Genomic DNA, 24,800 nt, shown 5'->3' on the forward strand with positions numbered 1-24,800 from the left:
TCTCGGACACGGCATTCTCGAAGGCCTCGCTGCTCGCCTCGCTGCTGTGCTGCAGGACGATTTCGGCAAAGGCGGTGACGCCGAGACCGAGCGCCGCCGGCGCGAGCAAAGCGACGTAACCGGCGATCACGCCGTCTTCCTCGAGGCGCTGGATACGCCGACTGATCTGCGACGCCGAGAGGCGAATCTGCTCGCCGAGCGTGGCATTGGTCGCGTTGCCCTTGCGCTGCAATGCATCGAGTAATGCCAGATCGTAACGATCGATCGTGATTTTCGACATGATCGGTTATTTTCCTGCACGAAATGTGCGCAGTATAGGGCTTTCTGCGGGGATTTCAAACTTTCGAGGCTCACCTCGGTGACCGCCGTCGCGCCGCCGGAACACTCTTCGGCCTTGACGTCGGCCGGCTAGGGAGGTGCTTCAGTGTCCGCCGTCGTCGAGGTGACAGACGTCGTCGCGAACCCGCTGGTTGGCCTGATGGCGGAGCCGGACGAGCCACATCGTCACGCTGATGAACAGGCCGAACAGGGTGATCACCAGGTAGATCGACAGGTCGAGGCGAATCATCAGGAAGTAGAGCCCGGTCATGGCCAGGATCGACAGGTTCTCGTTGAAGTTCTGGACGGCGATCGAATGACCGGCGCCCATCAGGATGTGCCCGCGGTGCTGCAGCAGCGCGTTCATCGGCACGACGAAGAAACCCGACAGCGTGCCGATCAGGACGAGCAGGGCAACCGCGAGCCACAGGTGCTCGACGAAATTCATCACCAGCACGACGATGCCCATGGCGATGCCCAGCGGGATGACCTGCACCGATTTGCGCAGGCTGATCATCCGCGCCGCGCCGACTGCGCCGAGCGCGACGCCGACGGCGACGACTCCCTGCAGCAGGCTCGACCTGGAAAGATCGAGATGCAGCGCGGCTTCGGCCCACTTGATGACGATGAACTGCAGCGTCGCTCCGGCACCCCAGAACAGGGTGGTCACGGCCAGCGAGACCTGCCCGAGGCGGTCGCGCCAGAGCAGTGCCAGGCAGTGGTTGAACTCGCGGAGCAGATGCCAGGGATTCGGGTGCAGCACGCGGTGATCGACTCCGGTGTCGGGCACGTAGAGGTTGAACAGTGCGGCGAGCAGGTAGAAGCCGGCGACGAAACACAGCGACATCTCGCTCACCGTGTCGACTCCGGTGTCGATCAGCGGAAAGTCGAAGCCAAGCAGCATCTGAGCGATCTCGGGCTTGATCAGCGTCCCGCCGACGACGACGCCGAGGATGATCGCCCCGACGGTCAGGCCTTCGATCCAGCCATTGGCGACGACGAGCAGGCGGTGCGGCAGGTACTCGGTGAGGATGCCGTACTTGGCCGGCGAGTACGCGGCAGCGCCGAGCCCGACGACCGCATAGGCGAGCAGCGGATGGCAATCCCAGTACATCATCGCGCAACCGGCGATCTTGATTCCGTTGCTGATGAACATGACCCGCCACTTGGGCATCGAATCGGCGAAGGCGCCGACGAAAGCGGCGAGGACGACGTACGAAACGGTGAAGAAGGTCTTCAGCAGTGGCTCGTACTCGCTCGGCGCGCTCATCTCGCGGAGGATCGAGATGGCGACGATCAGCAGGGCGTTGTCGGCCAGCGCTGAAAAGAACTGCGCGGCCATGATGATGTAGAAGCCGAAGGGCATGATTCGCTGATCGCCGTTCCCGATATGCTGTCCTTATACCATGTAAAGGTGACCCGTTGTGAGGCGTTGGCCGGTCGCCGGCTTTCCTCGGCGCGGCCGGGGGAGCGAGTCGCATCTGGCCCGGCAGGCCGTTTTGTGTTTGAATCCGGGATCAGCTGAATCAGGGGGAGGAATCGTGGCGGATCGTCGATTGCAGGTTTTCCATGCCGTGGCCAGGCACCTCTCCTTCACCAAGGCGGGTGAGGCCCTGCACATGACGCAGCCGGCGGTGACCTTCCAGATCAAGCAGCTCGAAGAGCGCTTCAACACGCGTCTTTTCGAGCGTGGTGGAGGGCGAATCTCGCTGACCGCGGCGGGCGAGCTGGTTCTCGACTACGCTGAACGAATCCTCACCCTGTCGAACGAGCTCGATGTCCGCGTCGCCGAGATGACCGGGCAGATGAGCGGCAGCCTGCTCGTCGGAGCGAGCACGACGATCGCCGAGTTCCTGTTGCCCCCGATTCTCGGCGAGTTCAACGTCCGCTATCCGCAGGTGCGCGCACGCCTGACGGTGGCCAATGCGGAAGCGATCAGCAATGCGCTCGCCGCGCATACGCTCGACATCGGGCTGATCGAGTCGCCGGTAGACCATCCGAGCCTGCAGTCCGAGGTCTGCGGCGAAGACGAACTGCAGGTGGTGTGCACTCCCGATCATCCCCTGGCCCGGCGCAACGACATCGACGCCCGGAGCCTGCTGATGCACGACTTCATCGCCCGTGAGCCGGGGTCCGGGACCCGCGAAGTGACCGACGACTATTTCCGAGCCTGTGGGGTCGAACCCGAGAAGTTGCATACGGTGATGGAGTTGTCGAGTCCCGAGGCGCTCAAGGGCGTGGTCGGGACAGGGCTCGGCTGCGCGATCGTCTCGCGGGCGAGCTTCGAGAAGGAGAGGCAGCTGGGCAGCCTGGTTGCCGTTCCGCTACGACCCCGCCTCAAGCGCAGCCTGTCGCTGGTCTATGCGAAGGAGCGTTTTCGCTCGCGGGTGGTCCTCACCTTCGTCGACTTTGCGAGGAGCAAGCTGCGCGAGTTGTCCGTCTGATGCCGCGCCCGATCGAAGCGCGCATCGACCTCTCCGCGCTGCGCCACAACTACCTGTTCGCCCGCCACCGCGCGAGGACGCTCGGTGGCGAGTCCAGGGCATGGGCGGTGGTCAAGGCCAACGCCTACGGGCACGGGCTGCTGCGCGCGGCGCGCGCGCTCGGCGACGTCGCCGACGGCTTCGCACTCCTCGACCTGGACGAAGCCGTAGCGCTGCGTCAAGCCGGGGTCCGTCAGCCGATCCTGCTGCTCGAGGGATTCTTCGAACCGTCCGACATCGCCGTTTGTGCGGGGCACCGGCTGAGCGTGGTCATCCATTGTCTGGAGCAGCTGCGGATGCTGCGCGCGGTGCTGCCGGAGACGCCCCTGCCGCTGTTCATCAAGCTCAACACCGGGATGAACCGGCTCGGCTTGACCGCCGAGCAGTTGCCGGCCGTGCGCCGCGAACTGGCGGCGATGGGCGGTACTGCGGTGCTCGGCACGCCGACGCTGATCACCCACTTCGCCGACGCCGACGCGGATGGTGGTGAAGCGTGCATTGCCTGGCAACTCGAGCGCTTCGAGCGGATGCGCACGGCCTGGCCCGAGGCTGCGGGTTTCCCGGTCTCGCTGGCCAATTCGGCGGCGATCCTGCGCTATCCGCAGACGGCGCACGACTGGGTGCGGCCGGGGATCATGCTCTACGGTGGCAGTCCGTTTGCCAGTCAGAGTGCCGAAAGCCTCGGCTTGCGCCCGGTGATGACGCTCGACAGCCGGATCCTCGCCGTTCAGGAGATCGACGCCGGCGAGCGCGTCGGCTACGGCGGGACTTTCGTCGCCCGGCGGCCGACGCGCGTCGGCATCGTCGCCTGCGGCTATGCCGACGGCTACCCGCGCCACGCGCCGAGCGGCACGCCGATCGTCGTCGATGGCCGTCGGACGGCAACCCTCGGCCGTGTCTCGATGGACATGCTGGCCTGTGACCTGACCGAGCTGCCGGGCAGCGGGCCGGGCAGTCGGGTGACGCTCTGGGGAGAGGGGCTGGCTGCCGACGAGGTCGCCGCCGCCTCCGGAACGATCAGTTATCAGCTCTTCTGCGCGCTGGCGCCGCGTGTGCCGGTGGTCGCCGTCTGAACATGAAACGCGCCGCAGGCGGTGCGCGAACCGTGTTCGCCTGCAGCGAGTGCGGGGCGAGCGCGGCCAGGTGGCAAGGGCAGTGCCCCGGCTGCGGGCAGTGGAACACGCTCGTCGAGACGGTCGCCGCGCCGCCGGCCGTGGCCGGTCAGAAGCGCTTCGTCGGCCGCGGCGAGCCGACCGGAGTACGGACGCTATCGACGATCGAGGCCAGCGAGGATCAGCGCTGGCCGACCGGGCTCGCCGAGTTCGACCGTGCGCTCGGCGGCGGACTCGTCGCTGGCGGAGTGGTGCTGATCGGGGGCGACCCCGGGATTGGCAAGAGCACGCTGCTGCTCCAGGCGCTCGCGGCGATGTCGCGCAGCCAACGGGTGCTCTACGTCAGCGGTGAAGAGTCGGGTCAGCAGGTCGCCATGCGGGCGAGGCGTCTCGCGCTCGATACCGGCGACCTCGGCCTGCTCGCCGAGATCCATCTGGAGAGGATTCTGTCGACGCTGCAGTCGGCGCAGCCGCAGGTCGCGGTGATCGACTCGATCCAGACGCTGTGGTCGGACCAGCTCGCTTCGGCGCCCGGTTCGGTGGCCCAGGTCCGCGAATGTGCGGCGCAGCTGACGCGCCTGGCCAAGCAGGCGGGGATCACCGTGATCCTTGTCGGTCATGTGACCAAGGAAGGCGCGCTCGCCGGGCCGCGCGTGCTCGAGCACATCGTCGATACCGTGCTCTACTTCGAGGGCGACACGCACTCGAGCTTCCGGCTGATCCGGGCAGTCAAGAACCGCTACGGCGCGGTCAACGAGATCGGTGTCTTCGCGATGACCGATCGGGGTCTCCGCGGGGTGAGCAATCCTTCGGCGATCTTTCTCTCGCCGTACGCCAGCGACGTTCCCGGCTCATGCATCCTGGTCACCCAGGAGGGCACGAGGCCGCTGCTCGTCGAAATCCAGGCGCTCGTCGACCAGGCGCACGGCAATCCCCGGCGGCTGACCGTCGGCCTCGATGCGCAGCGCCTGGCGATGCTCCTCGCGGTACTCCACCGGCACGCCGGAATCGTCTGCTTCGATCAGGACGTCTTCGTCAACGCCGTCGGCGGAGTCAGGATCGGCGAACCGGCGGCCGACCTCGCGGTCCTGCTGGCGATCGTCTCGTCGCTCAGGGACAGGCCGCTGCCCGGCAAGCTCGTCGTCTTCGGCGAAATCGGCCTGGCCGGCGAGATCCGTCCGGCGCCGCGCGGGCAGGAGCGGCTCAGGGAAGCCGCCAAGCTCGGCTTCACGCGGGCGCTGATTCCCGAGGCGAACCGGCCTCGTCAGGGTGGCGCCGGGCTCGAGTTGATCGCCGTGCGCCGCGTCGAGGAGGCCTTTGCGCGCTTGCGCGAGCTCGAATGAACGACCGGCGCTTCGCGCCTCAGGGGCGCCGGCCCGCTGACCAGCCGAGGATGGCCACGGCGACGCCGAGCAACGCCAGAGTCGCCGGCTCGGGGACGAGCGCGAAGGTGTTTCCTTGGGTGGCCAACTGTACCGTCCGGCAGATGGCGCAGACCCCGGTAGTCACGCGCATCAGCAGGGTCCAGTCCTCCGAGACGCTGGTCAGCGCCGGGAACGTGAAATCGAGCGACTGGATGCTCTGGTCGAACGGCGCGTAGGTCGTCGTACCAACCGCGACGCTGTTGAGGTAGAAGGTGAAGCCGAGCGTTTCGGAATTGAGCGTGTTGCCCGTTGGACCGAGGTTGAGGATGAGCTGCATCTCGCCGACCGAGCCCAGCCCGGTGCCGGTGAAGGTCTGCGAAGCCTGGTCGCCAAACGCCTGGTAAAAGCCTAATCCATACTGCCCGCCGGTTCCGGCAGCCACGAAATCGGACGTGAAGGCCGCCGAAGCACTTCCCGGGCAGCCCGCAGCGACGATCACCAGGAGCGTGTGCAGGATCTTCCTGAGCCGACCGATCATTTTTCCGCCCTCGCGAAGCCAAGCCAAGACCACCCGCGCCGGATCCAGTCCGCTACCCGCTTGCGTTCGCCGCTTCAGGCAGCGGCGCTACCGACCCCGACGACCCCGGGAATCATTCTAGCAGCTGAGCGCGCGGGATTCACTCCTTTTTCGGCCTCGCCCAGCGGCGCAGACCGGCCTGCGACCGGGGTTCGCGGAGCGATGGCCGTCTTGCCGGGGCTTGCGCCGAATGGTTATCATCGACGCCTCGTCCCCGCTGCGTGCTCCCGGCGAATGCCTCAGTTACCCATGCGCCTCCTTCTCCTCTGCTGGCGAATGCTTCGTCGTGACGCGCGCGGCGGAGAACTGCACCTGCTCGCCGCCGCGCTGGTCGTCGCGGTCGCCGCGCTGACCGCGGTCGGCTTCTTTGCCGATCGCGTGCGCCAGGCGCTGGTGCGCGAGTCTCATCAGCTGCTCGGCGCCGATCTACTGCTGATCGCCGATCATCCGTGGCCCGTCGAGGTCGCGCAGCGTGTGCGGGAGGTCGGCCTGCAACTCGTCGAAACGCGGACCTTCCCGAGCATGGTGACTCACGGCCAGGGTGCGCAGCTGCGCGCGCAGCTCGCCGAAATCAAGGCGGTGAGCAGCGGCTACCCGCTGCGCGGCATGCTGCGTACCGCCCCGGCGCTGAATACGCCGGATGAGCCGGCGCGCGGCATCCCGGGTCGGGGTACGATCTGGGTGGACGAACGCCTCGCTTCGGCGCTCGGCGTCGCGCCCGGTGCGCAGATCGCCGTCGGGCAGAGCGTGCTCGTCGTCGGTGCCGTGCTGACCCTCGAGCCGGACCGGGGAATCAACTTCTTCAGCGTCGCGCCGAGGCTGCTGATGAACCTCGAAGACCTTCCGGCGACTGCGCTCGTCCAGGTTGGCAGCCGGGTGACCTACCGCCTGCTCGTCGCCGGCGACGAGCAGCTCGTCAAGCGCCTGCAGCGCGAGATCGAGCCCGCTCTCGGGAGGGGGCAGAGAATCGAGGATGCGCAGAACGCGCGGCCCGAGATCCGCACGGCTCTCGAACGGGCCCAGAAGTTTCTCGGCCTTGCCGCGCTGCTCACCGTCGTGCTGGCTGCCGTGGCCGTCGCTCTCGCCGCCCGGCGTTACGTCCAGCGACACCTCGATCCCTGTGCGATCATGCGCTGTCTCGGCGCGACGCAGGCTTTCCTGCTGCGCATCTACCTCGGCCAGTTCGCGGTACTCGGCGTGCTCGCCGCGGCTCTCGGCTGTGCCATCGGCTACGTCGCCCACTTCGCGCTGCATGTCTGGCTCGCCCAGCTGCTCGCCACGCCGCTGCCGGCGCCCGGCGTCGTTCCGGCGATCCAGGGGGTGGCCGTGGGGTTGCTGCTGCTCTTCGGCTTTGCCGTGCCGCCGCTACTGCAGCTTCGCCGTGTGCCGACACTGCGCGTCCTGCGCCGCGAGCTTGGCAGCCCGCGTGCCGGGTTGCTCGGTGGCTACCTGATCGGCCTCCTGGCGCTGGCCGGTCTGATGTTCTGGGTGGCCGGGGAAGCCGAACTCGGTGCCTACGTGGTCGGCTTCTTCGTTCTCGGGCTGTTCGTCTTCGCGCTCGTCGCGCGCGGCGCGATCCGGCTGGCGGCCAGCGTGCGTGGCGGCCGGCGCTCGGCCGCGGGCGGATCGGGCGGGATCGGCTGGCGTTACGGGCTGGCCAGCCTCGAACGGCGCTCCGCCGCCAGCGTCGTGCAGATCGTCGCGCTGGCCCTCGGCTTCATGGCCCTGCTGCTGCTCACCGTGATTCGCGGCGAGCTCGTCGACGCCTGGCGGCGTTCGGTGCCGCCCGACGCGCCGAACCGCTTCGTGGTCAACATCCAGCCCGAACAGGTCGAGCCGGTACGTCTGGCGCTCGCTGCCGGCGGCGTGTTTCCCGAGCTGGCGCCGATGGTCCGCGGCCGTCTGACGCGAATCAACGGTCGCGAGGTCAGCGCGGCGAGCTACACCGACGACCGGGCGCAGCGCCTGATCGACCGTGAGTTCAACCTCTCGGTGCGCGCCGATCTTCCGCAGGGCAATCGCCTCACTGCGGGGCGCTGGTTTACGCCTGCCGAGCTGGCCGGTCGGGGCGAGCGCGCGGCTTCGGTCGAGGACGGTCTGGCGAACACGCTCGGCATCGCGGTCGGCGACCACCTCGATTTCGTCGTCGCCGGTGAGACGATTGCGATGACCGTCGTCGGCCTGCGCAAGGTCGACTGGGACACGATGCGCGCGAACTTCTTCGTCCTGACTCCGCCGGTCGTCCTCGCCGGCTATCCGGCGAGCTGGATCACCAGCTTCTTCCTGCGCGCTGACCAGGCAGAGCTGATCAACCGGCTGATCGGCGATTTCCCGAACCTCACGGTGATCGACGTCGCGGCCATCCTCCGCCAGCTGCAGTCGATCATGGATCAGGTCGCGCGGGCGGTCCAGTTCGTCTTCCTGTTCACGCTCGCTGCCGGGCTGATCGTCCTCCACGCCGCGCTTGCCTCGGCGGCCGAGGAGCGGCGCTACGAACTGGCGGTGATGCGCGCGCTCGGTGCGCGACGCGAGCAGCTGCGAAGAGCGCTGCTCGCCGAATTCGCGAGCGTCGGCGGTCTCGCCGGGCTGATCGCCTCGCTCGGTGCATTGTCGGTCGGGCAGTTCCTGGCGCGGCAGGTATTCAGGTTCGACATCGGCCTCGACCTCTGGCTGATTCCGGTTGCGGTGCTCGCCGGCGCGCTGCTGGTCACCGCCGCCGGCTGGTTTGCGGCGACGAGGCTGCTCGACAACGCGCCGCTCGAGGCGCTGCGTGGGGGCAGTGCCTGACCGACTGACGGTGCTCTCCGCATCGTCTGCCGGCGCTATCGTTTATCATCCTCCGCTCTATCGGCAAGAAGGAGTTCGGCAGATGAAGGCCAAGACATTGCTCATCCTGCGCCACGGGAAATCGGACTGGAGCACCGGGCACGAGGACTTCCACCGCCCGCTCGTCGACCGCGGGCGCGTCGGCAGTCAGAAGATGGGGGCGTGGATTCGCCAACGCAAACTCGTCCCGGACACGGTACTCAGCTCTCCGGCCGAACGCGCGCGGGCGACCACGATCAGCGCATGCAAGGCGATGGGCCTGCCGCTGAAGAGCGTGCACTGGGACGAGCGGATGTACATGGCCTCGCTCGAAGACCTGCTCGCTGCACTGGCCACCTGTCCGAAGAGCGCGCGCCGCGTGATGGTCGTCGGACACAATCCGGGTCTCGAGGAACTCGTCGATTTCCTGACCGGCGGCCGCGTCGACACACCGGCCGATGGCAAGGTGTTGCCGACCTCGGCGCTAGCCGAACTGGAGATGATCGAGGACTGGCGCAACCTCGACCAGGGCTGTGCCAGTCTGGTCTCGCTGACCCGGCCGGGCGACGTCCCGGACGACGTGCTGCGCGAGCCGGCGAGGGAGCAGTACGACGGTCCGGTCCCCGATCACTTCTTCACCCAGTCGGCGGTTATTCCGTACCGGATCGTCGACGGGCAGATCGAGATCATGATCGTCGCTTCGCGCCGCGGGACGCGCTGGGTCGTTCCAAAGGGAGTCAAGGAACCGGGGTTGTCGCCAGCCGACTCGGCGGCCAAGGAGGCGTTCGAGGAAGCCGGAGTCCGCGGTCAGGTCGATGAACAGCCGATCGGCCACTACGACTACGAAAAATGGGGCGGCGTCTGCCACGTCGCGGTCTTTCCGATGGCGGTCAGCGAGAGCGTTTCCGACGAAGAGTGGGAACACAGCGAAGAGAGCCACCGCCACCGGCGCTGGGTGACGGTCAAGGAAGCCAGGCGGCTGCTCGACGAGAAGGCCCTGCGCAAGTTCCTCGACAAGCTCGACAAGCGGCTGACGAGCAGCTGAGCAACTGGCGCGGGGGCGCTGCTCAGAACTCTGCGCGGCCGCTGGCCAGTTCGGCTTCGAGGTCGAGCAGATCCTTCCGGTTCTGGCGGATCACCAGCCAGAAGGCGGCGATCAGCGCCAGCACGCAGATCAGGTGGGGCAGTTCCCGCCAGCTCAGCGTTTCCAGCAGATCGGTGGGCATCGTCTTCCTTCCTCGACGAGCGACGCCCGGCGGCGACGGCTCGGTGGTCGCCCGGCTTCTCCGCTCGGGCGATCGCCGTGGCTGCCGGCAGTACGCTCAGATGACCCGCACGCGAATCACGTGGTCAACCGCCCTGATCGCGTCGATGACCTCGTCGGCCGGCGGAGTGGCGACGTCGACGATGTTGAAGGCCAGTTCGCCCCGGCTCTTGTTGACCATGTCCACGACATTGACCTGGTTGTCGGCGAGCACCGACAGAACCTTGCCGAGCACGCCCGAGACGTTGTCGTTGGAGAAGGTGATGCGCGTGCATCCGGGGCTTCGTTCGAGACTGATCTTCGGGAAGTTCACCGAGTTCACGATGTTGCCGCTCTGCAGATAATCGATCAACTGGTTGGCCGCCATGACCGCGCAGTTCTCTTCGGACTCCTCGGTACTCGCGCCAATGTGCGGCATGGCGATGATCTTCGGATGTCCGAGGAGCACCGGTTCGGGAAAGTCGCAGACGTACTTGCTCAGCCGGCCGCCTTCGAGGGCGCGCAGCACCGCAGCGGCGTCGACGATCGCCTCGCGCGCGAAATTGAGCAGCACGGCGCCCGGCTTGACGACCCCGAGCGTATCGCTGTTGATCATCTGTCGGGTCGCCTCGACGGCCGGCACGTGCAGCGAGACATAGTCCGAACGCGCGAGCAGCGACTGTAGGTTCTCCATCCGCCCGACCTCGTTCGACAGGCGCCAGGCGGCGTCGATCGACAGGAGCGGATCGAAGCCGATCACCGTCATGCCCATCGCCAGGGCCATCTCGGCGACCATCGAGCCGATCGCCCCGAGGCCGACGATGCCCAGTGTCTTGCCGCGGATCTCGGTTCCGGCGAAGCGCGATTTGGCCTTCTCGACGAGCGCCGCCATCTCGGCCGGATCCTTGACCTCGGCGAGGGACTGGACGTAGTTCATGCCATCGACGATTCCCCGGGCGCTGAGCAGCATTCCGGCCATGACCAGTTCCTTGACGGCGTTGGCGTTGGCTCCGGGCGTGTTGAAGACGACGATGCCCTGCTTGCCGTACTCGGCGACCGGCACGTTGTTGACCCCGGCTCCGGCCCGGGCGACGGCGAGCAGTGTCGCCGGCACCTCGATGCCGTGCAGTTTCTGACTGCGCAGCAGGAAGGCGTCGGGATGGGCGATGTCGCTGCCCACCTCGAAGGACTGGCGCGGGAAGCGATCGAGTCCCTTGATCGAAATCTGGTTGTAGGTTCGGACCTTGTACATGGTGAAGTCACTCGGTAGGTTGCTCGGAGGGGCGCTGGACTGGACGAGGGCGGTTCACGCGGCTGCCTGCCCGTATGCCCAGGCGAGCCAGGGCATCAGGGCCTCGACGTCGGATGTTTCGACCGTCGCTCCGCACCAGATGCGGATGCCGGGTGGAGCGTCGCGGTACGAGCCGATGTCGTAGGCGACCGCTTCGCCTTCGAGGAGTTTGACCATCTTCTTGACACGCTCCGCGTCGAGGTCGAGGGTCAGGCAGACGCTGGTGTTCGAGCGCGTCGCCGGATCCCTGGCGAGGAACGAGATCCAGTCGTGGCTGGCGACGAAGTCGGCGATCACCGCCAGGTTGGCCTGGCTGCGCGCGATCGCCGCCGGGACCCCGCCGATCCCCTCGAGCCACTGCAGCGCGTCGAGGTAGTCGGCGACGCAGAGCATCGACGGGGTGTTGATCGTCTCGCCACGGAAGATACCCTCGCTGATCTTGCCGCCCGAAGTCAGCCGGAAAACCTTGGGCAGCGGCCAGGGCGGGCTGTACGACTCGAGGCGTGCGGCGGCGCGCGGCCCGAGAATCAGCATGCCGTGCGCGCCTTCGCCGCCGAGCACCTTCTGCCACGAGAAGGTCGCCACGTCGAGCTTGTCCCAGGGAATGTCCATCGCGAAGACTGCCGAGGTCGCGTCGCAGATCGTCAGGCCGGAACGGCTGGCCGGGATCCAGTCGCCATTCGGTACTTTGACGCCCGAGGTCGTCCCGTTCCAGGTGAACACGACGTCCCTGGCGAAATCGACCTGCGCAAGGTCGACGATCTCGCCGTAATCGGCCTTGAGGACCCTCGCGTCGGTGAGCTTCAACTGCTTGACGACGTCGGTCGCCCATCCGGAACCGAAGGACTCCCAGGCCAGGACGTCGACGCCGCGCTGGCCGAGCAGCGACCAGAGGGCCATCTCGACGGCGCCGGTGTCCGACCCCGGGACGACGCCGACCCGGTAACCCTCGGGCAGACCGAGCAGGCGCGCCGTCTCGGAACAGGCCAGACCGAGCGCCTTCTTGCCCGGCGTCGAGCGGTGTGACCGGCCGAGCGTGTTGAGTTGCAGCGCGCTGACGTCGTATCCCGGGCGCTTGCTGCACGGGCCGGAGGAGAAGTTGGGGTTCCTGGGTTTTGCTGTCGGTTGCATGCTTGCCTCTGTGCGAAAAGAGTCGGGAAGGGATGCTCCCCGACCGGTCGGTCGGTCTGCCTGAAACAGGCAGGGATTTTATCAGAGTGGGCTTGGCGACGAGCGCTTCGGGCCGCTTTGGCTGCCCCTTGCCGGGCCCCGGTGTCTCCTCCCCGGGGCGACCAAGAAAAGGCTTGATCCGCAGGCGAGCGCGGTCTATTTTGATTTATATGGGGTCGTTGGCGCTCGTCGTGGCGGTGGCTGTTCCACCGGCGCGAGGGGAGCTGCGGCTGTTTCGGGTCGAGGTCCACGTGGCGAGGGTCCGCATGACGAAGGCGCCGTCGGTCCGGTCCTGGTGGCGGCGAAGCCGCGCCTGCTGGTGCATCGCCGGGCTGGCGATTCTCGCGTCGGCGGGTGCGGGCGACGCGCTGGCGCAGAATCCCGATAGCCGGCGAGTCGACGATGGAGCGAAGGCGATGATGCTCTCGCAGGTGGATAGTGGCCGAACCATCGACCTGCGCGTCGGCGAGTCGCTGCTCCTGCGGCTCGCCGACTCGCCGACGACCGGCTTCACGTGGACGGTCAGCCGGCTCGACGATCGGCTGGCTCTGGTCTCCGAGGACTTTTCAAGAGGCGCTTCGCGAGCGCCGGGCAGTGGCGGGTCGAGAACCTGGACCTTCGTCGCTCGCCAGCCGGGCGTCGCCGGCCTGGAACTCAAACGCTGGCGCGCGTGGGAGGGCGAGGGCTCGGTCATCGAGCGCTTCGCCGTGACCGTCCGAATCCGGGTGGATTGAGCGATCGCGCATCACCGATGCCGGCAGCCGGCCCGGAAGATTGCGCAGCACGAGGAGGTGGTGGCCAAGGCGGCAAGGCGGTTCCATCAGGTGGCCGGTCGCGGGTCGGGGCATCGCCCTGCAGCTGACGGCCGCCTCGTTCAAGCATTTCATCTGCTGGAGAGAATGATCATGTCGGACTCGCTACAGACTTTCGGAATGGGCTGGTTGCCCGACTATCCGAGCTTCCGGGACCACACGGTAAACGACGAGGTCGTCGGCGTCAAACTGAAGGCCAGGGGACAGAGGGACTCGATCAAGGGTCTGCTGGCCAGGGTCAATGCCGTAGCGGTTCCGCCGAGCTTGCCGGCAACGGTCGATTTGCGGCCGTGGTGCTCGCCGGTCGAGGATCAGGGCGCGCTCGGCTCGTGCACGGCAAATGCCGGCGTGGGCATGGTCGAGTACTTCGAACGGCGGGCTTTCGGGAAGCACATCGACGCCTCCCGGCTGTTCCTCTACAAGACGACGCGCAATCTGCTCAAGTGGTCCGGCGACACCGGCGCTTTCCTGCGCACGACGATGGAGTCGATGGTCCTGTTTGGCCTGCCTCCCGAGGACTACTGGCCGTACACGACGAAATCCCCTGCTTTCGACACCGAGCCGAGCGCCTTCTGCTATGCCTTCGGGCAGAACTATCAGGCGATCAATTACTATCGCCTCGATCCTCCGGGAACGACTCGCGCGGCGCTGCTTTCGCGGATCAAGACGAATCTCGCGTCGGGCTTGCCGTCGATGTTCGGCTTCACCGTCTATCAGTCGTACGCGCAGGCCAACAGCACCGGCAAGTTTCCCTATCCTGCGCCAGGAGAAAAGGTCGTCGGCGGCCACGCGGTGATGGCCGTGGGTTACGACGACGCGATGAAGATCAGGAATACGAGCCCCGGGGCTTCGGAAACGATCGGGGCGCTGCTGATTCGCAACTCGTGGGGCAGTGGCTGGGGCTCGGCTGGTTACGGCTGGCTGCCGTACGCCTACGTCCTCAACGGGCTGGCGATCGACTGGTGGTCGTTGCTCAAGCAGGAATGGATCGACACCGGGCAATTCGGTTAGTGTGGAAGTCGCTCGGGATCCACGAAGCTCCCTCTGGCCCGGGTAGCTCGGCGTCGTTGACCCCAGTCAGGCGGACCAGGGGCAAAGCCCAAAAAAAAAGCGCGGCTCGGAGGGGAGCCGCGCTAAATCCACACCAAAGGAGGAGGGTGGAGGAGACAATGGGGTGACCGGAACCTGCTGCCCTCTGCCGATCACGTTGAACGCATTATGGCCGCTCCGGGTCGGGAGGTCAAGCTTTTTTTGTGCATTGCGCCAAAATCATTCTGCCGGTCCGACGCTCAAGATTTCCACGATGGAATAAGCGAATAAAAGCAGAATATTATGATTGTTCGGTCACATGCTTTTCCCTATAGGCAATACCTTTCGACAGTCGCCAGCGGCGAGCCGAAAGCGCGCATGCTGCGGCGCAACATGACGGGTTGGCGCCCTCTCCCGTACAATGCAGCGGTGTGGTGCGATGCTCGGGGCCCGGCGCGGCTTGCCGGCCAGATCGGCGGCCGGCACTCGCGGACAGGGTGACGGGTCGCGAAGCGCGAGTTTGACTTCGCAGGCGATCGTCGGGAGTTCAGGAGCGGATCGCCCTTCGTGCCGGGAGGGCCGGCGCTGGCGACGTCGTCTGACAAGGGGAGAACGACAGGTGCAATGTACGGTAAGGTGGACGGGCGAAGGGATGTCCTTCGTCGCCGAGACGGGGAGCAATCATGCCCTGGTGATGGATGGTGCGCCCGAAGCCGGGGGGCGGAACGTGGCACCCCGGCCGATGGAACTGCTGCTCGCCGGAACGGGCGGGTGCAGCGCCTTCGACGTCGTTTTGATTCTCAAGAAGGGCCGGCACCTCGTTCGTGGCTGCGAAGTCAGCCTGCAGGCCGAGCGCGCGGAACAGGACCCGAGGGTGTTTACGCGCATCCACTTCCACTTCCGCGTCACCGGGACACAGCTCAGACGCGAGGCCGTCGCGCGGGCGATCGAACTGTCCGCCGAAAAATACTGCTCGGCGTCGATCATGCTCGGCAAGACTGCCGAGATCACGCACGACTTCGAGATCGTCGAGGTCTAGACGTAGTAGGCGGTTCGGGTCATCGTCCGCGCCGCGAGCTTCATCAGCAGAATCGCCGACGGAGGCAGCTCGCGTGCTCCGAGGCTCTCGGCAGTCCGCGCATGAGCGATCTCGTCGAGACGCATCTGCGCGACGATTGCCCGCGACCGGACGTCCTGATCCGGCAGGTTGCTCAGATGACTGTCCAAGTGCGCTTCGACCTGGCGCTCGGTTTCGGCGAGGAAGCCGAGACTCCACGAATCGCCCATCCGGCCGGCCAGCGCACCGAGCCCCAGCGAGCCGAGGTACCACAACGGGTTGAGCAGGCTCGTCCGGCTGCCGAGTTCCTCGAGGCGGTGCTCGGTCCACGCCAGATGCTCGGTTTCCTCGCGCGCGGCCCGGCCGAGCGCTTCGCGCAGCGCCGGATCGTCGCAGGTCAGGGCCTGGCCCTGATAGAGCGCCTGCGCGCAGACCTCGCCGACGTGGTTGATGCGCATCAGGGCGCCGGCGTGCGTCCTTTCCCGGTCGGACATCGACGCTTCGGGCTCATCGCTGCCGGGGACCCTGCGTACGCTGGTCGCCGGGGCGAACAGGGTGCGCAGAGCCTTGTCGAATTCGACGATCAATCGGTCGCTGATCATCAGGGCCTCCCGGTTCTCCGTATGCGGCTGATCACGACGAGTGGTCAGCTTCCGCCGACCCACGAACGACCGCCGCTGCGCAGCGCGCGGCGGATCTCGTCAGGGCTCTGGGATGGCACGCCGACCGGACAGAAGTATTCCTGGAAAAGCGTGGCGTGGTACCGATTCAGCGAGTAGTCGCGCATCTGGATCTTCATCCACCGGTCGCTGCGCGCCCGGCTCCAGGTCCTGTCGGCGTGCGCCATCGCGTACAGGCGACGTTCCGCGGTGGTGCAGTTCATGCCCTCGTAAGAGATGTTCTCGGCCCCCGAAGCGCTGATGATCACCAGCGTATAGCGGACGATCCCGTCGCGGTCCGTGGTCAATGACTCGCTGTCGATCAGGAACCGGTTTTCGGAGTTCGCGCTGACGACGAAAGGGATCAGGTTCTCGGGCAGGGGATACGCCGGCAATCCGACCTCCGGCTCGGGGGCCTTCCTGCGCTCCTCGTCTTCACCGCCGGCGGCCGATGACGCGGCGCGAGCGGTGACGAGCAGCACGGCCAGGATGAGCACCCGCCATGCCCAGGTGGGCCGGACCCCGCCGCGGCAGGATCGCGCGTGCCGCTTGCACCGCGGATCGTTCATTCGCTCTTCACGGTCGGTGGCCCGGCCGGCTCGCCGAGCAATCGCGCCGCGGCCGGTTCGCCTGGCAACGTCGGCAGGGGCGCTTCCCTGCGCCCGTACGGCAGACGCCGTGGGCGTCGTTGATCGGAGTACAGAAAGCGGGCCAGTTCGTTGAGTGCCTGCTCATAGACGCGGCGCTTGAACTCGATCACTGCGTCGAGCTGAACCCAGTAGGTGTTCCAGCGCCAGGCGTCGAACTCGGGGTGGTCGCAGGCGCGCAGCGAGACGTCACAGTCGCGTCCGATCAGGCGGAGCAGGAACCAGATCTGCTTCTGCCCGCGGTAGCTTCCCCGCCATTCGCGTCTGATCCACTGAGCCGGCACGTCGTAGCGCAACCAGTCTCTGGTCCTGCCGAGAACCTGGACGTGCTCCGGAAGCAGGCCTATTTCCTCATGCAGTTCCCGGTACATCGCCTGTTCGGGGGTCTCGCCGCGCTTGATGCCGCCCTGCGGGAACTGCCATGAATGCTCTCGGATACGCTTGCCCCAGAAGACCTCGTTCTTGGCGTTACAAAGAATGATGCCGACGTTCGGGCGATAGCCTTCACGGTCAAGCATGGTGTACACCTGCAACTCGTCTGATTGCAGACATTTTTTCACATTCTCGGGCGCTTGCAAAGCGCTCGGCCGGCGGCTCCGCTGCCGCCCGGGCGCCGCCGCCGCGACCGGCCGCGATGCGGGATTGGCCATCGTCATCGGCGATTCCTCTTGTAGAATCACGGCTTCGCAGTCTGCCAGCCGCAAACGATGCGCACTTCCCGCTTTTTCCTCTCGACGCTCAAGGAGGCGCCGGCCGACGCCGAGGTGATCAGTCACCGGCTGATGCTCCGCGCCGGGATGATCCGGCGCCTGGCCGGCGGGATCTACACCTGGATGCCGGTCGGCCTGCGCGTCGTGCGCAAGGTCGAGAGGATCGTCCGCGAGGAGATGGATCGCGCCGGGGCGATCGAGCTGTCGATGCCCGCCGTCCAGCCGGCCGAGCTGTGGCAGGAGTCGGGACGCTGGGAGAAGTACGGCCCCGAGCTGCTGCGGCTCAAGGATCGCCATCAGCGCGATTTCGTGATCGGCCCGACGCACGAGGAAGTGATCACCGACGTGGTTCGCCGCGACATCCGCAGCTATCGCCAGCTCCCGGTGCATTTCTACCAGATTCAGGTCAAGTTCCGCGACGAGATCAGGCCCCGTTTCGGGGTCATGCGCGGGCGGGAATTCCTGATGAAGGACGGCTATTCGTTTCACGCGAGCTTCGCCGACCTGCAGCGCGAGTACCGCAACATGTTCGAGACCTACACGCGCATCTTCAGCCGTCTCGGCCTCGAGTTCCGGGCGGTCGCCGCGGATACCGGTTCGATCGGCGGAACCGGGTCGCACGAGTTCCACGTGCTTGCCGACTCGGGCGAGGACGCGCTGGCCTATTGCCCCGCCTCGGATTACGCCGCCAACGTCGAACTCGCCGAGGCGCTCGCCCCGGCCGAGTCGCGTCGGCCGCTGGCGGCCGCGCTCGAGACAGTGCCCACGCCCGGGCGGACGCGCTGCGAAGACGTCGCCGAACTGCTCGGCGTACCGCTGACCCGGACGGTCAAGGCGATCGCCGTGATCCTCGCAGAGTCCGCGGAGGCCGGCGAGCGCTTTGCGCTGATCCTCCTGCGCGGCGATCACACGCTCAACGAACTCAAGGTGCAGAAGGCCGCCGGCGAGTTTCGCTTCGCCCGCGACGACGAGATCGTCGCCGCGCTGGGCTGTGAGCCGGGCTACCTCGGCCCGGTGGCCATCGGCGCGATTCCGGTCTACGCCGACCGCAGCGTCGCGGTGATGAGCGACTTCGTCTGTGGCGCCAACACGGCGGGCTTCCACCTGACCGGGGTCAATTTTGGCCGCGATCTTGCCGAGCCGGCGCTCGTCGCCGACCTGCGCAACGTCGTCGCCGGTGACCCGTCACCCGATGGTCGGGGCACGCTCGAGCTGTGTCGCGGCATCGAGGTCGGGCACATCTTCCAGCTGCGCACCAAGTACGCCGACGCGCTGAAGTGCTGTTTCCTCGACGAGAGCGGCCAGAGCCGGGTAATGGAGATGGGTTGTTACGGAATCGGCGTGACGCGTATCGTCGGCGCGGCGATCGAGCAGGGCCACGACGCGGCCGGGATCATCTTCCCGGCGGCGATCGCCCCGTTCGAGGTGTGCATCGTCCCGATGGGCTACGCCAAGAGCCAGGCGGTCAGGGACGCCGCCGACGCCCTCTACGGCGAACTCGCCGGGCGCGGAATCGACGTCCTGCTCGACGATCGCAACGAGCGCCCGGGGGTGATGTTCGCCGAGACGGAGCTGATCGGGATTCCGCATCGCGTCGTCGTCGGCGAGCGCGGGCTCGCCGAGGGAAAGCTCGAATACCGCGCAAGGACCGACCGGGAGTCGCGTCTTCTGCCGATCGGGCAGATCGCGTCGTTCCTGCAGGAGCGCCTGTGCGCCGCCTGATCGCCGTTCTGGCCTCCGTGCTGGCCGGCCTGCTGCCGCTCGCGGCCCACGCCGGGGCGCAGAAGTACGAGCCGCTCTCGGCGAGCGTGCGCGCGGCGCTGTCGCGGTCGGTCTCCGATCGGGCGCCGCCGGTCAGCGCGTTCCGCGATTCGCTCGACGCGGTCGATTGGCTCTCCGAGATGTCGCGCCGCCTCGACAAGCGGATTCCCGACCGCGAAGCGCGCCTCGACTTCCTGCGCTCGGTGCACTACGAGGCGACTCGCGCCGGACTCGATCCGCAACTCGTTCTCGGGCTGATCCACGTCGAGAGCGGGTTCAAGAAGTACGCCGTGTCGAGCGCCGGCGCGCGCGGATTCATGCAGGTGATGCCGTTCTGGGTCGGGCTCATCGGCACCGGCGAGGACAACCTGTTTCACCTGCGCACGAACCTGCGCTACGGGTGCACGATCCTGCGCCACTATCTGGACATCGAACGCGGCGACCTGTACCGCGCGCTCGGCCGCTACAACGGCAGCCTCGGTCAGCCGCAATACCCGAACATGGTCCGCGTCGCCTGGGAGACGCACTGGTCGTATTCGCGGCGCAAGCTGGCGATGCGCTGAGCGGGACTGCGCGAGCTATTCGTCTTCGAATGCGTGCGCGGTGAACTTCAGCGTTCGGCTGTTCTCGGAGACCGCCCGGATCGTCTGTTCGTTCGCGCCACCCGGCAGCCGTGCCTCGATCTCCAGCGTGACCGAGACCTCGGCGCCCGGTTGTCCGGCCAGGTGTGCGATAACCTCTTCCGCGATCCGCGCCGCGTCACGGCCCACCCGCGCCGGGTCGAGGGACACCGTGCCGTGGAAGCGGTGCAGCAGGCGCGGGGCAGGAGGCGGCGGCTCGGGATCGGCTGTCGAGCCTTTGCCGGCGGGAGTGGCCGGCTTCGCCGTCGAAGCTGCGTCCGGACCGGGCCTGGGCAACTCCGCGTCGAGCTGACGCCGCGCGACATCGGGTTTGACGATCAGTCCGGCATCGTCCGCGCCCAGCGAGACGACGTGCCCGCCGCGCAGGCCGCGGTATCTGCCGGCAGCCGCGTCATGACTCTCGGCGTACGTGAAGGTGTCGGACTGCCAGGTGAGCAAGGCCACGCCGTCGCGCATCGCCTGCACGAGTACCTCCGGCCCGGCGAGCCGGGGCAGGTACAGGTAGCGCGCAAAGTCCTCGACGAGCTGCCGCACCGGCACGTGATCGCCCCGCCACAGCGGCACCTCGTCGAGGTGCTTGCGCAGGATCGTCGAACCCAGACTCGCGACGAACAGCTCCTCGCTCCTGAGCTTCCTGGTGGCCCGGACGGCCAGCGCATCGGAGCCGGTGAGCCGCAGCGCATGCCATTCCACCGCTGCCTGAGGCGTCTTCTGTTCCGGCACGAGCAGCCATTGGTAGGTCTCCGGCAGCCGCGCCGTCACGGCCGCGTCGGCGGCCTGCTTCTGTGTTTCCGCCTGCCGGACCTGGAAGGGGCTGAGGTCGAGCGTGTCTTTCTCGGCGACGATCGACGCCCACGCGAGGACCTTGCGCAGCGCCTCGTCCAGATCCTGCAGGCGCACCTTGTCGGCCGCCAGGAAGACGAGCGTGTTGCGATACAGCCTTGGTGAGTTGCCGCGCGATTCGAGGATCGCGCGCGCCGCATTCGCCGCGGCGTTGCCTTCCTCCCTGCTGTACGGATGCTCTGCGGGCAGCACGACCAGCCGCGCGTCGAGGTCGTCCGGCACATCCGCGCCCGTGCGCGGCAGCGGGTGCACGCGCGCGAAGTCGCCCGGCTTCTTGAGGTCGGCGCGCACGCGCTTGTCGAGTTCGGCAGCCACCTTGTCCGGATCGCACTTCAACTGTTCGGCGCGGTCGTCGGCGAGCTTGGTGACGGTGGGCTGCGTCGCGTACCAGGCGCGCGGGCCGTCCTGGTAGAGATAGGTCGCCGCTGCCGCGAGGCGGCGCAACGCATCGCCGAACACCGCCGGCGACTCGCCCGGCATCACGCAGCCGAGCTTCACGCGCCGGTCTTCGAGCCCGCGATGTGCGGCGGCCGCGGTCGGCGCCGAGCCGAGGCAGATCGTGCGCGCCACGCGCCGCGTCGCGTGCAGCTTGCCGAGGTTGGGCACCTCGCCGTCGATCTTCAGCGGCAGCGAACTCGGCCCGTCCACGTCCTTCTCGATGATCGGCACCCAGTTGTCCGCGAGATAGCGCGTCAGCTCGAACTGGACGCGCGCATCGTCGATCGGGATCGTCGAGGGCAGGATCAGCGGATTGCGGTCGCCCTTCTCCCACAGGCTGTGGATCACCGCCGCCATCAGCCGCAGTACGCCGCGTGTGCGCTGGAACTTGACCAGCGTGGACCAGTCCTCGTAGAGCCGGTCGAAGATCTCGGGGTGGATCGGGAACGCGGCCTGGATGCGCTTCTCGTAGTCGGCGCTCTTGCACTCCGGCGGGAACTCGGGCCCTTGAGCACGGTATTGGTCGGCGAAGGCGCGCGCCGTGACGTCGCGCTGCTTGAAGGCCTCGGGCCCGGGTAACGGTTCGAACAGCCGCCGGCGCACGATCTCGAAGCCTTCCTCCGCCGAGGCCGGGCGCCACGACGACTCCACCCGCCCGACCACGTTGCGCAGCCGATCGAGCGCTTCGCGCCCGCGGATGCCGCCCACCTCCACGTCGTCGGCCTGCGTGTGCGGCGAGCCGGAGGTGTCGGAGGCCGGCAGCGAGATCACCAGCAGGCAGTTGCCGGCGAGATTGGCCGACTCGGTCAGCGCCTGGGCGAAGCTGAACTGCGTCTCGAAGCCGCCCGCCGGCAGATCGGCTGCGTCGTGCAGCTGGCGCGCGTAGGCCACCCACTCGTCGATCAGCACGAGGCACGGCCCGTACTCGCGCAGCAGCTCGCGCAGTACGTCGCCGGGGCTGGTGGCCTTCTCGTCGTCCTGCGCGATGCGCGCATACGCTGCCCTGCCGCCGAGCTGGTAGGCGAGCTCGCCCCACAGCGTCGCTACCCGCGTGCCGTCGGGCTTGGTCACCGGGTTGCCGGGCGAGATCTTGTTGCCGACCAGCACCACGTGCCGCGCGGTCGGCAGTCTGGTCACGCCGGCGGCTGCCATCACCGCATCGACGCCGGCGAGTTCCCCGGGCGAACTGCCGCCGAACAGGTGATACAGCGCGAGCATCGAGTGCGTCTTGCCGCCGCCGAAATTGGTCTGCAGCTGCACCACCGGGTCGCCGCCCTTGCCCGAGAGGCGCTCGACTGCACCGACCAGCAGCCGCTTCAGGCTTTCGGTGAGGAAGGTGCGGCGGAAGAACTCGGCGGGTTTCCGGTACTCGTCGCTGCCTTCGCCGAGGTGCACCTGCCACAGGTCGGCGGCGAACTCGGCCTGCTGGTAGCGCCCGCTGGCCACGTCGGCGTGCGGGGTGACGATCTCGCGCCAGGGCTTGAGCGTGCCGCTCGCTGCCGCCTCGATCAGCGAGCCGCCGGCCTTGCGCTTCTCGCCGCGCACCTGCTCGTCGATGGTCAGGCGCCGCAGTTCCAGCATCATGCGGTCCACCTCGTCGGCTTCCCTGGCCGACACGGCGGTCAGCAGCCGGACCATCGAATCCATCGCGCGCTCGGCGTCGCGGCTGGCAAACGGCTCCTGGTGCGCCCACTTGTTCCGCCAGTCGCGCAGCTCCTGCACCAGCGAGCGCTCGGCGCGGCCGAGCGTGCGGCCGAAGACGTCGTTCCACGTCTCCCACATCAGCTTCAGCAGGTCGGCCACGTCCCACTGCGCGATCGGCTTGCTGCCGAGCAGCGGGTCTTCGGCGAAGCGCCGCAGCGCTTCCATGCGCACCGAGCCCGCCTTCACCGCTGCCTGCGCCTCGCGCTCGACGAAGGGCGCGAGCCCCGCGCGCAGCAGCTCCATCGCCTTGCCGACGCGTTCCTGGTTGGTGATTGCCATCGTTCTTCCTTAGTCCGTCGTCGCGCTGCCGCCCTGCGGCGCCTGCGCCGCGCGCGCCGCCACGGCCCGCTTGATCATCTGCGCGACTGCCGGCGCGGTGTTGAGCGGCGTGATGCGGATCTGCGGGTGCGCTTGCGCGAACACCCGGAAAATCTCGTCCGCGAAGGCCTGCCCGATCTCGGTGATGCCCGCGAAGTCCAGATTCACATGCGCGTGCGACGCCTGCAGCGACGTGAGACGCTTGGCCTGCGAACGGGTCACCAGCTTCCCCTCTCCGTGCTCCACGTGGTGCATCGGCAGGGTCGTCTCGCGCGGAGGCTGGTTTCCAGGATCGACCGACGAGCTGGGCAACGGATTGCGCGCCACTCCACCGCCCTCAGATCTCCGGCCCATCGCCGATCGCCGCCCCAAGACGCACGGTCAGCGGTGGCAGCGCAAGTTGGACCGTGTCTCACAGGATGTCGCGATTGATGTCGAAGTAGGCATGCACCAGCCGGTTGCGCATGCCAACCATCTGTGCCCACGGGACGTCCGCAAGCTCCGATCGACCCTCCGCGCTGACCTGGCTGGCGGCTTCGCCGACGATCTCGACCGCACGCGTCAAGGCCAGTCGCAACATCTCGTCCGAATCGAGCGCAGAGCGCTCGCGGCCGGCGACGAAGGCAGGCGCTTGCTCGGCCGCCTCGATCCTGTGACGGACGCGCCAGCGGTCATCCGGCGACATACTGCGTCTCCGCTGTCTGTACGACTTCCTCGCGGAAATGACGGTTGAGATCCTCCGCCGTGCGCAGGTCCACCTTGCGTCCGCCGAGGTGCTGAGACAACTCGATCTCGATCTGCGCCATGTCCAGAAAGGTCGTGCGTGCGCCGGCCTCGAACTCCACCAGCAGATCGACGTCGCTGTCCGGTCGCGCCGTGCCCTTCAGCGTGGAGCCAAAGAGCGAGAGCTTGCGGATGCGATGCCGCCGGCACAGCTCGGCCAGCGCGGCAGGCTCAAGAGGGAGCCGATCACCCATTTCGCATCTCCTCAAATCAACGTCGCCTGCACCGGCGCTTCGCTCCGTCCGGCTGATTCTCCCGCCAGCCGCGCGATCTCCGGCCAGCTTTGGACGAGGGCATTGTACGAAAGGGCCTCGGCCGCGCGCTTCCGGCGCTCGCTGACGGTGTACAGCCGGTAGGCCAGTTCGCGCGCGGTCTCGGCGCGGCTGCCGAGTTGCGCGACCAACCCCGCGGCGGCGCTCTCGCCGCCGGCTTCGAGCGCGCGGATCAGGTGGTGCACGATGAGCCAGTGAGAGGCGAGAAAAGAGGAGGGAGAAGGGAGAAAAGAGGAGGGAGAAGTGGGAAAAGAGGATGGAGAAGTGGGAAAAGAGCCCTCTCGTTTCTCGCTTCTCTTTTCTCTTTTCTCCGCGTCGGGCAGCTCTGCGGCCTTGAGCAGCCGCACCTTGCCGCGCCTGGATTCGAGGAGACCCGCGTCGCTCAAGCCCTGCACGCTGGTGTTCTTCGCACGCGCCAGCACGTCGGCCACGCCGAACTCGCCCTCGGCGAAGCCGTGCTGCTCGAACCAGGCGATGGCGAAGCGGCTGTCGGCGTCGAAGTCGCCCTCCTGCTCGGCCAGCGTCTCGTCGAGTACCTGGTTGATGAGCGCGAGCGCCTCGCGCACCGGCACCGGCCTGCCCTGGGCGTCGAGCACCTTGGCGTAGCGAGTGTAGACCGCCATGCCGGGGCCGATGGCGGCCTGTGCCAGGTCCACCGGGGCGATGCCGGAGACAGCAGGAGATAGGAGATAGGAGTTAGGAGATAGGAGATAGGAGTTAGGAGTTAGGAGTTAGGAGTTAGGGGTAACCCCTGGAGGTGTCG

At 67.3% G+C, this 24,800-nt stretch carries 23 protein-coding genes and 1 pseudogene; 10 read left to right on the forward strand and 14 right to left on the reverse strand.

What is annotated here, in order from left to right; genetic code table 11:
* Together NFW05_RS08210 and lplT are read right to left on the reverse strand one after the other, a co-directional pair.
* A partial coding sequence (locus NFW05_RS08210) for an Lrp/AsnC family transcriptional regulator (RefSeq protein ID WP_295304850.1) occupies positions 1-280 on the reverse strand: 280 nt, incomplete at its 3' end.
* Between the two features lie 141 nt (positions 281-421).
* Positions 422-1,684: a lysophospholipid transporter LplT gene (gene lplT, locus NFW05_RS08215; RefSeq protein WP_295304853.1), complete on the reverse strand. Its 1,263-nt coding sequence runs from the start codon at positions 1,682-1,684 to the stop codon at positions 422-424.
* 175 nt (positions 1,685-1,859) lie between these two features.
* On the opposite strand from lplT, the gene NFW05_RS08220 reads away from it, so the two are divergent.
* From NFW05_RS08220 to radA, 3 genes are read left to right on the forward strand one after another with little or no spacing between them, the layout of a single operon-like run.
* Positions 1,860-2,762: a LysR family transcriptional regulator gene (locus NFW05_RS08220; RefSeq protein ID WP_295304855.1), complete on the forward strand. Its 903-nt coding sequence runs from the start codon at positions 1,860-1,862 to the stop codon at positions 2,760-2,762.
* Entirely contained in the window at positions 2,762-3,874 is a 1,113-nt protein-coding gene (gene alr / locus NFW05_RS08225) for an alanine racemase (RefSeq protein ID WP_295304856.1), read from the forward strand. The genes NFW05_RS08220 and alr overlap by 1 nt, the downstream gene beginning before the upstream one ends.
* A gap of 2 nt (positions 3,875-3,876) precedes the next feature.
* Positions 3,877-5,256: a DNA repair protein RadA gene (radA, locus tag NFW05_RS08230; protein WP_295304858.1), complete on the forward strand. Its 1,380-nt coding sequence runs from the start codon at positions 3,877-3,879 to the stop codon at positions 5,254-5,256.
* 19 nt (positions 5,257-5,275) lie between these two features.
* On the opposite strand, the gene NFW05_RS08235 is transcribed toward radA, so the two are convergent.
* Positions 5,276-5,815, reverse strand: coding sequence for a PEP-CTERM sorting domain-containing protein (locus tag NFW05_RS08235; RefSeq protein ID WP_295304862.1), 540 nt, complete (start codon positions 5,813-5,815; stop codon positions 5,276-5,278).
* A gap of 288 nt (positions 5,816-6,103) precedes the next feature.
* Here NFW05_RS08235 and NFW05_RS08240 point away from each other — a divergent pair, with 288 nt between their 5' ends.
* Entirely contained in the window at positions 6,104-8,641 is a 2,538-nt protein-coding gene (locus tag NFW05_RS08240; protein ID WP_295304865.1) for an FtsX-like permease family protein, read from the forward strand.
* Between the two features lie 82 nt (positions 8,642-8,723).
* Complete coding sequence (locus NFW05_RS08245) at positions 8,724-9,704, forward strand: NUDIX domain-containing protein (protein WP_295304868.1); 981 nt, start codon at positions 8,724-8,726, stop codon at positions 9,702-9,704.
* A 22-nt stretch (positions 9,705-9,726) separates the two neighbouring features.
* Here the strand turns inward: NFW05_RS08245 and NFW05_RS08250 are convergent, their stop codons facing one another.
* The 3 genes from NFW05_RS08250 to NFW05_RS08260 all read right to left on the reverse strand — a co-directional run bounded on the left by NFW05_RS08250 (position 9,727) and on the right by NFW05_RS08260 (position 12,324).
* Positions 9,727-9,885 carry a hypothetical protein gene (locus NFW05_RS08250; RefSeq protein WP_295304871.1) on the reverse strand — a complete coding sequence of 53 codons (159 nt, stop codon included), beginning with the start codon at positions 9,883-9,885 and terminating at the stop codon, positions 9,727-9,729.
* 96 nt (positions 9,886-9,981) lie between these two features.
* Complete coding sequence (locus NFW05_RS08255; RefSeq protein WP_295304874.1) at positions 9,982-11,154, reverse strand: phosphoglycerate dehydrogenase; 1,173 nt, start codon at positions 11,152-11,154, stop codon at positions 9,982-9,984.
* A gap of 54 nt (positions 11,155-11,208) precedes the next feature.
* Positions 11,209-12,324 carry a phosphoserine transaminase gene (locus tag NFW05_RS08260; protein WP_295304877.1) on the reverse strand — a complete coding sequence of 372 codons (1,116 nt, stop codon included), beginning with the start codon at positions 12,322-12,324 and terminating at the stop codon, positions 11,209-11,211.
* Positions 12,325-12,629: 305 nt separating this feature from the next.
* On the opposite strand from NFW05_RS08260, the gene NFW05_RS08265 reads away from it, so the two are divergent.
* From NFW05_RS08265 to NFW05_RS08275, 3 genes are all read left to right on the forward strand, one after another.
* Entirely contained in the window at positions 12,630-13,097 is a 468-nt protein-coding gene (locus NFW05_RS08265; RefSeq protein WP_295304880.1) for a protease inhibitor I42 family protein, read from the forward strand.
* 171 nt (positions 13,098-13,268) lie between these two features.
* Positions 13,269-14,186 (forward strand): C1 family peptidase, encoded by a 918-nt coding sequence (locus tag NFW05_RS08270; RefSeq protein WP_295304883.1) that lies wholly within the window; start codon positions 13,269-13,271, stop codon positions 14,184-14,186.
* A gap of 637 nt (positions 14,187-14,823) precedes the next feature.
* Positions 14,824-15,243 carry an OsmC family protein gene (locus tag NFW05_RS08275; protein ID WP_295304886.1) on the forward strand — a complete coding sequence of 140 codons (420 nt, stop codon included), beginning with the start codon at positions 14,824-14,826 and terminating at the stop codon, positions 15,241-15,243.
* Here NFW05_RS08275 and coq7 read toward each other — a convergent pair.
* From coq7 to NFW05_RS08290, 3 genes are all read right to left on the reverse strand, one after another.
* Entirely contained in the window at positions 15,240-15,860 is a 621-nt protein-coding gene (coq7, locus tag NFW05_RS08280; protein ID WP_295304912.1) for a 2-polyprenyl-3-methyl-6-methoxy-1,4-benzoquinone monooxygenase, read from the reverse strand. The genes NFW05_RS08275 and coq7 overlap by 4 nt on opposite strands.
* Before the next feature lie 47 nt (positions 15,861-15,907).
* Positions 15,908-16,417 carry a CNP1-like family protein gene (locus NFW05_RS08285; protein ID WP_295304889.1) on the reverse strand — a complete coding sequence of 170 codons (510 nt, stop codon included), beginning with the start codon at positions 16,415-16,417 and terminating at the stop codon, positions 15,908-15,910.
* Positions 16,418-16,485: 68 nt separating this feature from the next.
* Entirely contained in the window at positions 16,486-17,085 is a 600-nt protein-coding gene (locus tag NFW05_RS08290; protein WP_295304891.1) for an RNA pyrophosphohydrolase, read from the reverse strand.
* Between the two features lie 189 nt (positions 17,086-17,274).
* On the opposite strand from NFW05_RS08290, the gene NFW05_RS08295 reads away from it, so the two are divergent.
* Both NFW05_RS08295 and NFW05_RS08300 read left to right on the forward strand, forming a co-directional pair.
* A complete protein-coding gene (locus NFW05_RS08295; protein ID WP_295304894.1) occupies positions 17,275-18,999 on the forward strand; it encodes a proline--tRNA ligase in 1,725 nt (574 codons plus the stop codon).
* On the forward strand, positions 18,987-19,601 hold the full coding sequence (locus NFW05_RS08300; protein ID WP_295304897.1) for a transglycosylase SLT domain-containing protein: 615 nt from the start codon (positions 18,987-18,989) through the stop codon (positions 19,599-19,601). Before NFW05_RS08295 ends, NFW05_RS08300 begins: the two co-directional genes overlap by 13 nt.
* Before the next feature lie 15 nt (positions 19,602-19,616).
* On the opposite strand, the gene NFW05_RS08305 is transcribed toward NFW05_RS08300, so the two are convergent.
* The 5 genes and pseudogenes from NFW05_RS08305 to NFW05_RS08325 all read right to left on the reverse strand — a co-directional run.
* A complete protein-coding gene (locus tag NFW05_RS08305; protein WP_295304900.1) occupies positions 19,617-22,943 on the reverse strand; it encodes a Swt1 family HEPN domain-containing protein in 3,327 nt (1,108 codons plus the stop codon).
* Between the two features lie 9 nt (positions 22,944-22,952).
* Positions 22,953-23,309: an STAS-like domain-containing protein gene (locus NFW05_RS08310; protein WP_295304903.1), complete on the reverse strand. Its 357-nt coding sequence runs from the start codon at positions 23,307-23,309 to the stop codon at positions 22,953-22,955.
* Positions 23,310-23,394: 85 nt separating this feature from the next.
* Entirely contained in the window at positions 23,395-23,667 is a 273-nt protein-coding gene (locus NFW05_RS08315; protein ID WP_295304906.1) for a HepT-like ribonuclease domain-containing protein, read from the reverse strand.
* Positions 23,654-23,959, reverse strand: a complete 306-nt coding sequence (locus tag NFW05_RS08320) for a nucleotidyltransferase domain-containing protein (RefSeq protein WP_295304909.1) — start codon at positions 23,957-23,959, stop codon at positions 23,654-23,656. The genes NFW05_RS08315 and NFW05_RS08320 overlap by 14 nt, the downstream gene beginning before the upstream one ends.
* An 11-nt stretch (positions 23,960-23,970) precedes the next feature.
* Positions 23,971-24,702, reverse strand: a pseudogene (locus NFW05_RS08325) (hypothetical protein); the annotation flags it as partial.
* Between the last annotated feature and the right edge of the window lie 98 nt (positions 24,703-24,800).

Origin of the sequence: Accumulibacter sp., from assembly GCF_023806625.1 — a bacterium.
Lineage (GTDB): Bacteria > Pseudomonadota > Gammaproteobacteria > Burkholderiales > Rhodocyclaceae > Accumulibacter.